The organism is Collinsella sp. AM29-10AC, assembly GCF_003469085.1.
Classification (GTDB): Bacteria; Actinomycetota; Coriobacteriia; order Coriobacteriales; family Coriobacteriaceae; genus Collinsella.
The window spans coordinates 64,213-78,407 of the sequence record NZ_QSKB01000008.1 but is presented as its reverse complement, the minus strand read 5'-3'; the positions used below and the strand labels follow the sequence as shown (position 1 = coordinate 78,407).

Sequence of the window (14,195 nt, the reverse complement as noted above, 5' to 3'; positions counted from 1 at the left end):
GTACATGTACGGATGAATGTGGGAGGTGTTCGGATAAAGTCGATAATCAAGGCCATAAAATCAGGATGGCTATCTAGTATTCAAAACTAGATAGCCATCCAATCAATCAAAAAGATGGCTATAATTGTTGGGGAACAATTAGAAAGGACCCTCAATGAGCTGGGCACTTATCTCCGATTCGAGCTGCAATCTTCGCGATTGGCAACCAACCGCACCTCATACCACCTTTGCATTTGCACCCCTTAAGATCCGAGTGGGGGAGCGTGAATTCGTTGACGACCTCTCGCTCGATGTTCACGAGCTTAATGTTGCCATTCAATCGGAAGCCGGCGCATCATCGAGCGCCTGCCCAAGCGTAGGGGAGTGGGCTGAGCTCTTTAAGCTCGCTGACAAGACGATTTGCATGCCCATCTCCGAGGGCGTCTCGGGAAGCTACAATGCCGCGGCCACCGCGCGTGACATGGTGCTTGCCGAAGAGCCCAACCGTCAGATTCATTTGGTTAACTCGCGAGCCGCAGGTGGCAAAATGGATCTGATCTTCTTGCTGTTCGACCGCTATCTTACGAGCAACCCGGATGCCTCCTTTGAGGACGCCTGCGCTTACTTCGATAGCTTGGAGCAGAACAGCAAGATCCTCTTTAGTTTGTGCAACTACGAAAACCTTGCGAAGGCCGGACGTATCCCTAAGGCGGCCGGCGTTATTGCTAACAAGCTCAATATCCGCATTTTGGGCACGGCGAGCGAAGCGGGCAAAATTGAACTCGTTGGGCACACCCGCGGCGAAAAGAAGATGCTCACCAAGATTGTCGACACCATGGAGGCCGAAGGCTTTACCGGCGGCGAGGTCGTTATCGACCATGTCGAGAATGAGGCGGGCGCCCAAGCACTTGCCAGCCGCATTGTGGAGCATTGGCCCGGCTCCAAGACGATTATCATGCCCTGTAACGGGCTAGATTCATACTATGCCGAGATGCACGGCCTCATTATCGGCTACGGTATGGGCGTGGCGTCGGGCCGATAATATCCAACTAGACAAACGTATGGGCGGGATAAGGAGCCATTGGCTCTTTATCCCGCCCATCTTATACCTCGGTTAGCTATTAAACCCATTGAACTTGAGATAGCTCATCAGATACGCCTTCGAAACGAAGGACGATACCGCACTGCGCACGAGCAACGATTCGCGCGTAACCTGATGTGCGGTATCGGGCACGGGAGTCTGCTCAACAGAAAACGCCGCACGAATCGATGCCTCGAGCTGATCGACAACATAATCGAAAGCCGTCGGAGCGTCGTAGCTCAAGCGCTGAATATTAAAGAGCGCCTGAACCGCAGCGATGGGCAGCACCTGCTTAAAGATACAAATGGCGATGAGACGCGCAATCTGCTCACGGCTATACTGCTTTTTAACCGGAGCAGGAACGAGGCCGACCTTTACGTAGTTATTGATCATCGATGGCGTGATAACGGGTTGCTCTACGCAAATCGAAAGCGGCTCCATCCACAGCGCAACATATTCAATAACCTGATCGCGATAGAGCGTTACGTTGGGCAGCTGGTCATAGCGTGGCAGGCTCAACGCGTTGAGTTTACCCACCATATCGGACTGAATAAATGCATCCGGCAGAACCGTCGGCTGAATATCCTCAGGCTTAATGCTGACCGACGTATCGGACATCGGGATAACATGTTTAGCATGGTTCATAAGAGGCCCCCGTTCGTTTTCTATATTGTATTCTAGGTTATATAGTTTTGCATACTACATAGCCGCAAAGTAAAAGTGGTTGGACGGCACATTGATGCACTGTCCAACCACTATGTTTAAAGATAGCAACCTTACATAAGATATATTATCGTACTTATCCACGGAGAAACGCGTATGCGCTCGTTGCCGCTATGGCTCCGTCCGAAACAGCGGTCACAACCTGGCGTAAACGTTTGGAACGGATATCGCCAGCGGCAAATAGACCTGGCGTGCGGGTCGCCATGGATTCATCAGTCAGAATGCCGCCATCAGGCGCCAGATCGACTAGATGCTCAACAAGCTCGGTATGTGGCTGCGTCCCCGTAAAGACAAAGATGCCAAACGAGCCGGGCTCAAATGACTCGGCATGAGTTTCCCCAGATGCATTGTCCTTAAAGGTAATCCTTGTTGGCATGGCTTCGCCCGATAGCTCCACAATACTAGTTTGGTACCTAACTGTAATATTGTCCTTTGCGAGTACTTTCTGAACAACACCATCCGGCGCACGGAACTGGTCGCGGCGCAGCACGATGGTCACACTGCTGGCAATGTCGGACAGGAACAGCGCCTCTTCGCATGCCGAATTGCCACCACCGATTACAAAAACCTGCTTGCCGCGGAAAAACATGCCGTCACATGTTGCGCAATATGAAACGCCACGACCGCGATACGTATCCTCGCCTGCGAAACCTGCCGGACGCGGCGTGGCACCCATGCAAGCGATAACGCTCGAGGCCAGCGTATCGCCCATATCGTGATGCACCGTAAACAACGCTGCATCGGCATCGTAATCGATACCCGTAACCATGCTCCATGTAACCTGTGCTCCCAGGCCCTCTGCATGCTGCTGAAAACGCTCGCCGAGTTCGGCGCCACTCAGGAGCGGGAAACCCGGATAGTTCTCGACCTCATTGGTTGTGGCGATCTGCCCTCCCGACATGCCCTGCTCAATCACGGTCGTCGTAAGGTTGGCACGCGCAGCATAAATGGCGGCAGCATAGCCCGCGGGGCCGCCACCGATAATCGCAACATCGATCGGCTTATCGGTAGTCATGAAGCGTCCTTTCGTCGAAACGTTGTCGTTCTTTGCGCTCGTACCCAAATTTACGTGAACGTGACACTCATGCACTACAATGATAAATCCGTATTACAAAGCTGAAGGGGAGTTATCGATGGACCAGGCGCAGACGAGTGACGACGCTCCCCTGCTCACGCACAGCACTCCCCAATCGGAGCAAACCACGCTCCTGGCTCAGCAAAAACCTCTCGTGACCATCGTGCACGCCTCCGTTGGCTCGGGCCACAAGGCCGCCGCAAATGCGATAGCGCAGGCATTCGACCTCATCCGCGGCACCAATGGCATCCCCGAGGATATTGAGATTGAAGTGCTCGATATCCTTGATTTTGGACGTATTAAATTCGACGGCAATAAGACCGCGGCTTCTTTTACGGGAGCCACGCGCCCCATTTACGACCTGACCTGGCGATATACGCTTACGGGACATCTTCTCTGGGGTGGCGGAACGGCATGGTCGCGAATTATGTTCCCCGCCTTCAACGAATATATTCGTAGCCGCAGGCCCATAGCCGTGGTTGCAACGCACATCACAGCAGCCAATGTTGCCGTGGGCGCCCGCGTAATTACGGGTATCGATTATCCGGTCATCTGCGTACCGACCGACTACGAAGTCGAGGGATGGTGGCCCCACAAGGACACCGATTTATTCTGTGTTGCCAACGAATTTATGGCCGAAACGCTGCGTCCGCGCAAGGTGCTCGAGACAAAGATTCGCATTACCGGCATTCCTATTCGCACCGGATTCGACACGGATTACGATCGCGAGGAAGAGCTAGCTAAGTTCAACCTCCCCACCGACAAGACCGTCGTGCTGGTAATGGCCGGTGCCAGCTTGCCTCAACCGTACGTTCGCTTTCGCGCGGAGATGGACCGCACCCTCCCCTTCCTACGCAGCTTCGAAGACATGCACTTTGTCTTTTTGCCGGGCAAAGACACCGAATATGCCACCCGCCTCAAAACGCTCTTCGACGCCATGAAGCTCGAAAACGTCACGGTTCTGGACTATGTCGATGATATGGCAGCGCTTATGCTCGGCTGCGACCTGGCAATTCTCAAATCGGGCGGACTCACCGTCACCGAATGCCTGTGCGCACACCTGCCGATGATCCTGTTGGGCAAGTCCTATGGCCAGGAAAAGGCCAACACCACCATGCTCACCGGCATGGGCGCCAGCATGCATGTCACCACCGCACGAGAGCTCATCGTGACGTTGCGACATCTCCACGATCATCCTGAGTCGCTCAAGGCACTGCTCATCAACGGCGAAGTACTACGCCGCCCCCACGCAGCCGAAGACATAGCCATCGCAACCATGGAGCTCGTAGGCAAACCCCAAAAGCGCAAACGAGCCTTCTGCCGCTTCTACTGGGGCGGAAAACCCGCGCACATCCGCTAGCGTCTTAATTTCCGCTTGCCTGCGGGAGGCCCCTATATATCATCCCGTGCTCAAACATTCTCGCTTCGCTGCGAAACTGCGCGCGGGACGATATATAGGGGCCTCCCGCAGGTAAGCTGCGTTAACGTACCAGCGGCTATACCAGATTCCCCACCAGTAGAATCTGCAAAGGGGAACCAGAAAATATAAATACAGTAAGTCGATGCGACAAAGGAGGCGTCCCTTCATCGCATCGACTTACTAGAAAAGTAAATATTGTTTCAAGCGAGTAGCCGCCCGCCCGGGGCTTACCTATATCGTTCCACGCGCAGTTTCGCAGCGAGCGAAGCGACGCGAGAATGTTTGAGCATGGAATGATATAGGTAAGCCCCGGGCGGGAGGGATACGGGCGCCCTAGGCGATGCCGCTGGAGCCGAAGCCTCCTTTGCCTCGGTCGGTTTCGTCTAGTTCTTCTACTTCTATGAGATTGACCGTGGGGACTTCTTGGATGACGAGTTGGGCTATGCGGTCGCCTTTATTGATTTGAATGTTATTGGAGGGATCCAGGTTGATGAGGATAACCTTGAGTTCTCCTCGGTAGTGGGCGTCGATGAGGCCCGGCGTATTGACTATAGACAGGCCCTGCTTGATGGCCAAGCCGCTGCGGGGCTGGACGAAGCCGGCGTAGCCATCGGGCAGGGCGATGGCCAGCCCCGTAGAGACCAGACGGCGTTCGAAGGGCTTCAGGACGCAGTCTTCGTTGGAGCGTAGATCCAAGCCGGCATCGGTGGGATGGGCGTATTTGGGAAGCTCGAGGGTGGGGTCGAGACGCTTTATGTTGACGGTAATGTTGGACATGGAATCACCTTAGCTTGTCGAGCTCTTGCAGAAATTCATCGACGTCTTTGAAATCGCGGTAGACCGAGGCAAAACGGATGTACGCAACCTTGTCGATCTTGGCCAAGCGCTTGAGCACCATGTCACCCAACTCATGGGACGTGACGGCCGTCAGCGTGCGAGAGCGAAGCTCGACCTCGATGTCATCGATAATCTCATTGAGCTTCTTAGTGTCGATATCGCGCTTGATGGTGGCGCGCATCAAGCCGACAAGAAGCTTATTGCGATCGAACCGCTGCTTAGTTCCATCTGACTTAATGACCTCGATAGGGTCCTCGCATCGCTCAAACGTTGTAAAGCGGTAGTTACACGAGCAACATTCGCGACGGCGCTTAATGGTGTTATTTGACTCCTGCATACGGGAATCAACGACGCGGGTATGTGCCTTGCCGCATTTGGGACAGCGCATGGTACCTCCTCTTAAACGATAACAAGGGTACCATGCGCAGCGCGATAATGATTACGAACGAGCAGGAACCTTAAGATGCGCACCGGCGGCGAGCGAACCATGCTCCAGATGATTGACGCTACGGATCATGTCGGAAGTCTCTTGCGTGGAAAGGCCTTCGATTGGATATTCTTCGGCAAGCGACCAAAGAGAATCGCCAGGCTGAACGCGAATGGTCTCGTAGGTAATGTTGGAAACGGACTCGGCATACGCGGCGTGACGAGCGCTAAAGACCGACATAGCGAGGACAAAGAAGAGCGTAAGCGCAACGGCGACGGCGACAATCGTCGGAACCTTCAGGGCAACGCGGGCCGGCGCGACTACAGCCTGCTGATTGCGCGCAGGCTTTACGGTCAAAGGCTGAAAGCCGGAGCGGCCACCCTGAACAACCGTAAAAGTGGGTTCTGCAGGCGTCTCGAGCTTAAGGGCGAGGTTTCCCTGGACCATATTCGTTACGTTCATCATGTTCTCCTCTCGCGTGTTTTGCTGAGAACAGTTTTATCAAGCCGCGCGGACAAAAATGTCTAGCGCGAGAACGAATGTTCGGTTATTATTATCTTCGAACAGTTGTTCCTGTCAAGCAAAATTCGAACATTTGTTTGACATGGGTAGAGAGGATGCCCTGATGGCTCGCAAAATTACCAAGCGTCAGCAGCAAATTTACGACTTCATCAAGGAATATCAGCAGGAGAAGGGTTATCCGCCCAGCGTGCGCGAGATGGCTTCTGCCGTGGGCCTTTCCTCCCCCAGCACCGTGCACGCCCATCTCTCTGCCCTGGAGGCGCGCGGGCTACTCAAGCGCGATGCCACCAAACCGCGCGCCCTGGAACTCTTTAACGAGGATGGTTCCTCTGTCTCAATTTCCAAATCTGACGAGCCCACCGCACCTCGCGGAACGGTCTCGCTACCGCTCGTTGGTCGCGTCGCGGCTGGGATTCCCATTCTGGCAGAGCAGAATATCGAAGACACGTTTACTATCCCGACCGAAATCGTCACTGATCAGGGTTCCTTTATCCTTGAGGTGCATGGGAGCTCAATGATCAATGTCGGCATCTTCAATGGCGATTACATCATCGTCCGTGAACAAAAGAGTGCCATGAATGGCGAAATTGTCGTGGCCATGATTGATGGTTCGGCGACCGTCAAGACGTTCTACAAGGAGCAGGGGCGTGTGCGCTTGCAGCCCGAGAACGACACTATGGAACCTATCTATGCAACGAATCCCGTTATCCTGGGCAAAGTCGTCGGCTTGATGCGCCGGTTCTCGTAATGCAAAAACGCATAACCATCTTTGATACCGTCCGCGGGTTTACGATGATTTCTATGGCAGGTTTTCACGCTTGCTATGATCTCGCCTACCTGTACGGCTGGGATATGCCTTGGTTTACCCAGACTGTCTTTCAAGACGTCTGGCGAGCCAGCATCAGCTGGGTATTTTTGTTTATCGCGGGTTGGATGTGCACGCTCTCACGCAACAATGCCAAACGAGCGGCTAAGTACGCTGCCGCAGCTTTGGTCGTCTGGATCGCAACAACGCTCGTATCGGTCGACGATTCAGTGAACTTTGGCATCATTTATTGCATGGCGGTGTGCACCGCGGTGGTTGCGTTCACCCGTCCGTTACTCCAAAAATTACCGGGCTCATGGGGCATCGCAGCGTGCCTTGTTCTTTTTGCCCTAACCTGGGGCATTCCAAAGGCGGTCTACCCACTCCCCTACCTGGCATGGCTTGGATTCCCAGGCCCGGGTTTTGTTTCGGGAGATTACTATCCGCTCATACCGTTTGTCTTTATGTACCTTACCGGCTTTTTTGCTGCCCAGGCAGCACAAGCATCAAGTCTCGAAGCGCCAGCATGGGCATACGCCAATCCTATCCCGGCGCTCGCAGTCCTGGGTCGGCATGCCTTACCGTTCTACCTGCTCCATCAGCCAGTCATTCTAGGCGTGCTAGAAATCGTTTATTCCGTACGATAGCGCTCGAGCCGCGGTGCAATACGAGCCGGCAACTTCGCCACAATGCGAACGCCGTCCTCGAGATATTCCTCATGCAGAAGGGTTCCCTGCTCATGCACCAGCGTGATGAGAGCGCCCTCGCGATACGGGATATCAGCGGAGAGCAACACATCGGTGGCAGCTGCCTCGCGAGCAATCCGGTCGACGAGATCGTCGAGCCCCTCGCCCGTTTGGGCCGAGAACAGAACGGCCTCCGGATAGCGACGACGGAAACTCAATCGATCGACGCTATCGAGAAGATCGATTTTATTGAATACGGTCAGCGTTAAACGCTCTCCGGCGCCGATCTCATCAAGCACGCGGTCGACAGCCTCCAGCTGCCGCTCATAGTCCTCGTCAGACGCATCTACGACTTTGAGAATTAGATCGGCACCCAAAACCTCGGACAGCGTCGATTTAAAGGCATCGACCAGACCATGCGGCAGCTTTTGAATAAAGCCGACGGTATCGGTAATCGTCATGCCGCGACCGCCGGGCAGACGATACGAACGCGTCGTCGGGTCGAGCGTAGCAAACAGCTTGTCCTGCGAAAGTACCGTAGAGCCGGTCAGACGATTGAGCAACGTCGATTTACCGGCATTGGTATAACCGGCCAACGCGACGCGAAACGCCGGTGACTCAATGCGACTCTTGGATTGAACATCGCGACGCTGTTCAACCTGCTTGAGCTCACGACGAAGCGCAGCGATCTTATTACGAATAAGGCGACGGTCGACCTCGAGCTGACTTTCGCCCTGACCAAAACGTGAGCCGATGCCGCCGCGCGTCTGCTCCTTGGCGAGATGGCTCCACATGCCACGCAGGCGAGGCAACAAATATTGAAGCTGTGCCAGCTGTACCTGCAGGCGTCCCTCACGCGTCTGAGCATGCAGGCCAAAGATATCCAGGATCAGTGCTGTACGATCGATAATCTTTACCGGCTCGCCCACAGCTTTCTCCAAATAGGATTGCTGCGAGGGCGTCAGGTCGTCGTCAAAAATAACGACATCGGCATCCATGCGATGCACCAGGCCGCACAGCTCTTCTACCTTGCCGGAACCGATAAACGATTTAGGATACGGCTTTACCAAACGCTGCGACAAGCGTGCCACGCACTGAGCACCAGCTGTGTGGGCAAGACGCTCCAGCTCATCAAGCGAGCGATCGAGCGGCCATGCATTGTCGCGCCACTCAACACCAACTAAAATGGCACGCTCGGGCTCGGGTGCCGTGGGAACAAGGGGGAAACGGGCCATTAGGCAGCCTCAATACGATGCAGGATATCCTCAACGACCTCATCGATCGTACATTCATCCATATCAAACCACACGATACGGTCATCGCGCTTAAACCACGAAAGCTGACGCTTGGCATAACGACGCGAACGCATCTTAATGAGTTCGCGAGCCTCATCCATGCTCATCACGCCATTGAAAGCATCAATGATCTCTTTATAGCCAATTGCCTGCATCGACGTCAGGGCATCTCCCAGCCCCTGGCCCATAAGACCGCGGACCTCATCGACAAGACCCTGCTCAAACATCAGATCGACGCGCTGGTTAATGCGCTCGTAGAGCACCTCGCGATTACGCGTCAGACCAAACCATAGGGCATGATAATGCTCGTGCGGAACACTAAACTGCGACTTTTGCTGCGCATAGGAGACGCCATCATCATGCATCTCGAGCGCACGAATCACACGGCGCACGTTATGGGGATGAATAACAGCAGCCGATTCTGGATCGCGCTCGGCAAGCAAGGCATGCAGTTCTTCCTCGCCAATACGCTCGGCAAGCTCCTGATAGCCCGCACGACGATCGTCCTCAAGTTCACCCGAGGGAAAGTCCATCTCATCGAGGGCGGCCTTGAGATACAGCCCCGTACCTCCGCAAAAAACCGGCAGGCAACCCGAACCAAGGAGACGTTCAACATGCGCGCGAGCGTCGGCCTGATAAAGCGCAGCAGAATATGCCACACCCGGCTCTACAATGTCGACGAGACGCAGCGGCGCCGTGCACTCATCGGGCACCATCTTTGCGGTACCGATGTCCATGCCGCGATAGATTTGCATCGCATCGCACGACAGCACTTCGGACGAAAGACGAGCTGCCAAACGGTCGGCAACATCACTCTTACCAACCGCCGTCGGACCGACGATCGCAACGGCGGAAAGACCTGCCCCGGGAGAAACCATTAGCGCGGCTCGCCCACAACGGAGCCGGACAAATACCAGGTCTTGGCAACGTCAACGTCAACATCAACGATCTTACCAACAAGCTGATCGATGCTGTAACCCTCGGGGATAGGCGCATGCACGGTCTGATTCTTGGGACTCTTGCCCAGCAGGACCGCGTCGTTCTTTTTACTCGTTCCCTCAATGAGCGCCGGAACCACAGTATGAAGCTCACCCTGGTTATACTCGTGTGCCGTGGTCTCGATAACCTTAACCAGACGGTTGAAACGCTCGAGAATAACCTCATGCGGCGTAGGATCGTCAATCTCGGCGGCCGGGGTACCGGCGCGCTTGGAATAGATGAAGGTATAGGCCTGAGCATAGCGGACCGTCTCGGCAAGTGAGAGCGTCTGCTCAAAGTCTTCTTCAGTCTCACCCGGGAAGCCAACGATAATGTCGGTCGAGAGCGCGATATCGGGCATGCGGTTGCGAATGCGATCGACAAGGCCCAGATAGTCCTCGCGTGTATAACGGCGATTCATCTCTTTGAGGATCCGCGTCGAACCTGACTGGACGGCCAAATGCAGCTGCGGCATAACGGCAGGCGTCTCGGCCATGGCGTCGATGGTCTCGGGCAACAGGTCCTTGGGATGCGAAGACGTAAAGAAGATGCGCTCCACGCCCGTATCGCCCACGGCACGCAGCAGATCGGCAAAACGCGGCTTGCCAAACAGATCGCGACCATATGAGTTAACGTTTTGGCCCAGCAGCGTAATCTCACGCACGCCCTGGCGCACCAAACCGTTCACCTCGTCGACAATCTCCTCGAAGGGGCGGCTCTTTTCGCGACCACGCACGTACGGCACGATGCAATAGGTGCAGAAATTATTGCAGCCCGTCATGATGGGCACCCAGGCGTGATACTGAGTCTCGCGATGCCACGGCATGCTCATGGCATCCGTATCCTCATGCTCATTGGTACGGATATGACGCTTGCCATCAAGGAACGCCTCGGCAATGAGCTCGGCCACATGCGCGATGGAATGCGTGCCAAAGATGACATTGACGTTATCGACGTTGGTGAGCAGGCCCTCGCCATCGCGCTGCGCGATGCAACCGCCAACGGCAACCACGCGCTTGCCCGAAGGCGAAGGCGGCAGGCTTTTGCAGGAATTGCACTGACCGTACAGGCGAGTATCGGCGGCCTCGCGCACGCAGCACGTCATGAAGACAACGATATCGGCATGCGCGGGATCGAGCGCCATGAGGCAGCCATACGAATCAAGCAGACCGCTCACACGCTCGGAGTCGTGCTGATTCATCTGGCAGCCAAAGGTGCGGATAAAGTAGGTTTTACCGGCAAGAATATCGCGTACGGAACGCTGGTCCATGTGCATAAGTCCTAACGATGGGGAGCGAAACGAGGCAAGCAGAAGCTATGCCACAGGCTTAACATCATCCATGACGACGTTATCCATAGCAGCTCGATTGATCTGGTGAACGTAGATAGAAAGGCGGATGGCCGTGCGCGACTCCCCGTTAATGAGGATGTCGGAGAACACGGGCGCGCAGGAAATATCAAAACCGGTTGGAATCAAAAAACCGCGCGCGATAGCAACGGCCTTAATGGCCTGGTTGACGGCACCGGCGCCGACACACTGGATGTTGACGGGTACACCATCCTTGACCATGCCGGCGATGGCGCCGGCAACGGACGCGGGCGATGATTTGCTTGATACCTTCAGGCAATCCATGAAGAAACTCCTGCATTTAAAAGTACGTTTTAACTGCAATAACTGTATCGTACCGAGTGGACTCGGTAAAGGCACTATTCCTCTTTGGCAAGATCAAAGGTCACGGTGATTCGATCACGCGAAACACGGATCTTTGGGTCGCCGCAAAGGTTGAGATAGTACCGGGCGGCAAGGTCATTAAAGTCGCGTTCCACAGCGCGCGAAAACTGTGCCATGTCATCCTTGGCAATACGTAGCCCGCGACGATCCTTCGCGAGATCGACAGGAGCCGGCGCATGCGAGGACGAATCACGCTCGCGCAGCAGACGCGCGGTCACACCGCGAACGGGCTTAATCTGCCCTGCCAAAATGCGATGGGCCGTGCGCTCGGACATCTCAAGACCCAAACCCGAACAAATACGGATAAAGTCCTCGGCATCAGAAGCAAGGCCTAAACGATCGACAACCGGAAGCTCGCTCTCGTCATCAATGAACAGGAGACGAGACGTATCGAGCCGACTTGACGCCTGAGCATAAAGGGTCGCGGCAATCTCAGACGGAGAACCAAGATAGACATCGCAACCACGCAACTCCTCGAGCGCAAACTCACAAGCAGCGCGAATAATATTATGTGGACCGCGAGCGCAGACATAACGTCCGTCCTCATCCTTGACGGCCTGGGGCCAGCTGGACTGATCGGCACGCTCACTGAGGCGGTCGGCCGCAACGCTCACCTTGAAGGCTGAACCAAGATCGACGCCGGACGTGACCACACGGGCCTCGTCGGTGTTCTGCTTAATCGAAAACAATGCCATGCCACGACCGTGAACGCCCCAACGGTCCATCTTCATGCTCTCGAGCTTGGAGGTAACGCGGGCATCAAAGATTCGCTCTTGCATATCCTGCGGAACGCCCGAACCGTTATCCAGAAAGACAAGCGTGCGGACGCCATCTTCCTTGGTCGTGGCGAGATAGACCTTGTCGGCGCCGGCATCGCGAGCATTACGGAGCATTTCGATGACGATGTCCTCGACATGCTGAATGTCGTGCTTAGCCTGGCGCCGCTCGGCCTCCGAAACGCGGAGGCGGACATACCCCTCGCCAAGGTTCTCCTCGACGCGAAGGTTGCCCTCCCCCGACATCGACGCGATAAATGAGATGAGCTCGTTCGCGTCGCTCATGTTATTTAGCGATATCGACAGCGCGGCTCTCGCGAATCACGACAACGCGCACCTGACCGGGATACTCCATCTCTTCCTCGATCTGATGGGCGATATCGTGAGCCAGAACCGTGGACTGGGCATCGGAAATCTTGTCCGGCTGGACCATGACGTGGACCTCGCGACCGGCCTGCATGGCATAGGTACGTTCGACGCCGTCATGGGAGTTGGCGATCTCCTCGAGCTTCTCAAGACGCTTGATGTAGTTCTCGGCAGACTCGCGACGGGCACCGGGGCGAGAGGCAGAGACAGCATCAGCGGCCTGCACCAGGACATCGAGTACCGTGTTGGGGTCGACATCGGCATGGTGAGCCTCAATAGCGTGGACGATAACGGGCTTCTCGCCATAACGGCGGGCAAGCTCGGCGCCGATGACGGCATGCGGGCCCTCGACGTCGTGGTCGATTGCCTTGCCCAGGTCATGAAGCAGGCCGGCGCGCTTGGCGGTCACAACGTCCAGGCCAAGCTCGGAAGCCATCACGCCGCACAGATCAGAGACCTCGAGGGAATGCTGAAGCACGTTCTGACCAAACGAGGTACGGTAGCGCAGGGCACCAAGGGTCTTGACGATCTCGGGGTGCAGATCGTGGATGCCGGTATCGAAGGCAGCCTGCTCGCCAGCCTCGCGCACGCGCTGCTGAACCAGGTCGGCGGCCTTGTGATACATCTCCTCGATACGGGCAGGGTGAATGCGGCCGTCGGCGATGAGGTTCTCGAGGGCGACACGGGCGGTCTCACGACGGACCGGGTCGAAGCTCGAAAGAACGACTGTCTCGGGCGTGTCATCGATCACGAGGTTGACGCCGGAAACCTGCTCGAAGGTCCGGATGTTGCGACCCTCGCGACCGATGATACGGCCCTTGAGGTCATCAGAGGGAATGTGCACGGAGGTAACGGTGACCTCGGCAGTGTGGTCGGCAGCGCAGCGCTGAATCGCCAGAGACAGAATCTCCTGGGCGGTCTTGTGGCACTCGGCGCGAACCTGCTGCTCGGACTCGCGAATGATCGTGGCGGCCTCGTGGGTGACCTCGCCGCGAACCTTATCGAGGAGCTCCTTGTGGGCGTCCTCGCGGGTAAGGTCGGCGATACGCTCGAGCTCGGAAGTCTGCTTTGCACAGAGCTCCTCGAGCTCACGGGAGCGCTTCTCGACCTGACCGGCCTGGCTGGACAGCTGATGCTCGCGCTTGTCGAGAGCGTCGTTGCGGCGATCAAGGGATTCCTCGCGCTGCATCACGCGGTTCTCGAGCGTACGAATCTCGTTCTTACGCTGCTTGTCCTCGGCCTCGGCGGCCTGCTTGTTCTTGATGATCTCCTCTTTAGCCTCGAGCAGAGCCTCTTTTTTGAGGGTCTCGGCCTGACGCTTAGCATCACCGATCAGGGACTCAGCCTGTGCGTGTGCCGACTGGATTTTTTCGTCGGCCTCGTGAAGACTACCCTGCTTGGCGGTGCGCATGTAGGCAATGGCGGCGATGGCACCCAAAACGATGCCAACGAGCGCTGCGATGATAGGCATGCTCACTCCTTTTTATGGATTC

Annotated in this window: 15 protein-coding genes; 4 read left to right on the top strand and 11 right to left on the bottom strand. The window is 55.9% G+C overall.

What is annotated here, in order from left to right; genetic code table 11:
• Positions 1 to 154: 154 nt before the first annotated feature.
• Positions 155 to 1,021, top strand: coding sequence for a DegV family protein (locus tag DW754_RS04090; protein WP_117758506.1), 867 nt, complete (start codon positions 155 to 157; stop codon positions 1,019 to 1,021).
• Positions 1,022 to 1,093: 72 nt separating this feature from the next.
• Here DW754_RS04090 and DW754_RS04085 read toward each other — a convergent pair whose 3' ends face one another.
• Complete coding sequence (locus DW754_RS04085) at positions 1,094 to 1,705, bottom strand: DUF1836 domain-containing protein (RefSeq protein WP_199411438.1); 612 nt, start codon at positions 1,703 to 1,705, stop codon at positions 1,094 to 1,096.
• Between the two features lie 154 nt (positions 1,706 to 1,859).
• Positions 1,860 to 2,798, bottom strand: coding sequence for an NAD(P)/FAD-dependent oxidoreductase (locus tag DW754_RS04080; protein WP_117758507.1), 939 nt, complete (start codon positions 2,796 to 2,798; stop codon positions 1,860 to 1,862).
• 118 nt (positions 2,799 to 2,916) lie between these two features.
• Between DW754_RS04080 and DW754_RS04075 the strand changes: the two genes are divergently transcribed.
• The gene (locus DW754_RS04075) at positions 2,917 to 4,218 is read left to right on the top strand and encodes a glycosyltransferase (protein ID WP_117758508.1); all 1,302 of its coding nucleotides are present in this window, start codon (positions 2,917 to 2,919) and stop codon (positions 4,216 to 4,218) included.
• A gap of 393 nt (positions 4,219 to 4,611) precedes the next feature.
• Here the strand turns inward: DW754_RS04075 and dut are convergent, their stop codons facing one another.
• From dut to DW754_RS04060, 3 genes are read right to left on the bottom strand one after another with little or no spacing between them, the layout of a single operon-like run.
• Entirely contained in the window at positions 4,612 to 5,055 is a 444-nt protein-coding gene (gene dut, locus DW754_RS04070) for a dUTP diphosphatase (RefSeq protein WP_117654786.1), read from the bottom strand.
• A gap of 4 nt (positions 5,056 to 5,059) precedes the next feature.
• Positions 5,060 to 5,503, bottom strand: a complete 444-nt coding sequence (nrdR, locus tag DW754_RS04065) for a transcriptional regulator NrdR (RefSeq protein WP_022093781.1) — start codon at positions 5,501 to 5,503, stop codon at positions 5,060 to 5,062.
• A gap of 51 nt (positions 5,504 to 5,554) precedes the next feature.
• Positions 5,555 to 6,004: a LysM peptidoglycan-binding domain-containing protein gene (locus DW754_RS04060; RefSeq protein WP_158561607.1), complete on the bottom strand. Its 450-nt coding sequence runs from the start codon at positions 6,002 to 6,004 to the stop codon at positions 5,555 to 5,557.
• A 163-nt stretch (positions 6,005 to 6,167) separates the two neighbouring features.
• Here DW754_RS04060 and lexA point away from each other — a divergent pair, with 163 nt between their 5' ends.
• Both lexA and DW754_RS04050 read left to right on the top strand, forming a co-directional pair.
• Complete coding sequence (gene lexA, locus DW754_RS04055; RefSeq protein ID WP_147336370.1) at positions 6,168 to 6,812, top strand: transcriptional repressor LexA; 645 nt, start codon at positions 6,168 to 6,170, stop codon at positions 6,810 to 6,812.
• Positions 6,812 to 7,516 carry a heparan-alpha-glucosaminide N-acetyltransferase gene (locus DW754_RS04050; RefSeq protein WP_089573371.1) on the top strand — a complete coding sequence of 235 codons (705 nt, stop codon included), beginning with the start codon at positions 6,812 to 6,814 and terminating at the stop codon, positions 7,514 to 7,516. The genes lexA and DW754_RS04050 overlap by 1 nt, the downstream gene beginning before the upstream one ends.
• Here the strand turns inward: DW754_RS04050 and hflX are convergent.
• From hflX to rny, 6 genes are all read right to left on the bottom strand, one after another.
• Complete coding sequence (gene hflX, locus DW754_RS04045; RefSeq protein ID WP_117654789.1) at positions 7,501 to 8,790, bottom strand: GTPase HflX; 1,290 nt, start codon at positions 8,788 to 8,790, stop codon at positions 7,501 to 7,503. The two genes, DW754_RS04050 and hflX, sit on opposite strands and share 16 nt — an antisense overlap.
• Positions 8,790 to 9,728, bottom strand: coding sequence for a tRNA (adenosine(37)-N6)-dimethylallyltransferase MiaA (gene miaA, locus DW754_RS04040; RefSeq protein WP_117654790.1), 939 nt, complete (start codon positions 9,726 to 9,728; stop codon positions 8,790 to 8,792). Before miaA ends, hflX begins: the two co-directional genes overlap by 1 nt.
• Entirely contained in the window at positions 9,728 to 11,098 is a 1,371-nt protein-coding gene (gene miaB / locus DW754_RS04035; protein WP_117758510.1) for a tRNA (N6-isopentenyl adenosine(37)-C2)-methylthiotransferase MiaB, read from the bottom strand. Before miaB ends, miaA begins: the two co-directional genes overlap by 1 nt.
• 45 nt (positions 11,099 to 11,143) lie before the next feature.
• Positions 11,144 to 11,461 (bottom strand): stage V sporulation protein S, encoded by a 318-nt coding sequence (locus tag DW754_RS04030; protein ID WP_006235982.1) that lies wholly within the window; start codon positions 11,459 to 11,461, stop codon positions 11,144 to 11,146.
• A 74-nt stretch (positions 11,462 to 11,535) separates the two neighbouring features.
• On the bottom strand, positions 11,536 to 12,621 hold the full coding sequence (locus DW754_RS04025; protein WP_006235981.1) for an ATP-binding protein: 1,086 nt from the start codon (positions 12,619 to 12,621) through the stop codon (positions 11,536 to 11,538).
• A gap of 1 nt (position 12,622) precedes the next feature.
• Positions 12,623 to 14,173 (bottom strand): ribonuclease Y, encoded by a 1,551-nt coding sequence (gene rny, locus DW754_RS04020; RefSeq protein ID WP_089573375.1) that lies wholly within the window; start codon positions 14,171 to 14,173, stop codon positions 12,623 to 12,625.
• Positions 14,174 to 14,195: the final 22 nt, after the last annotated feature.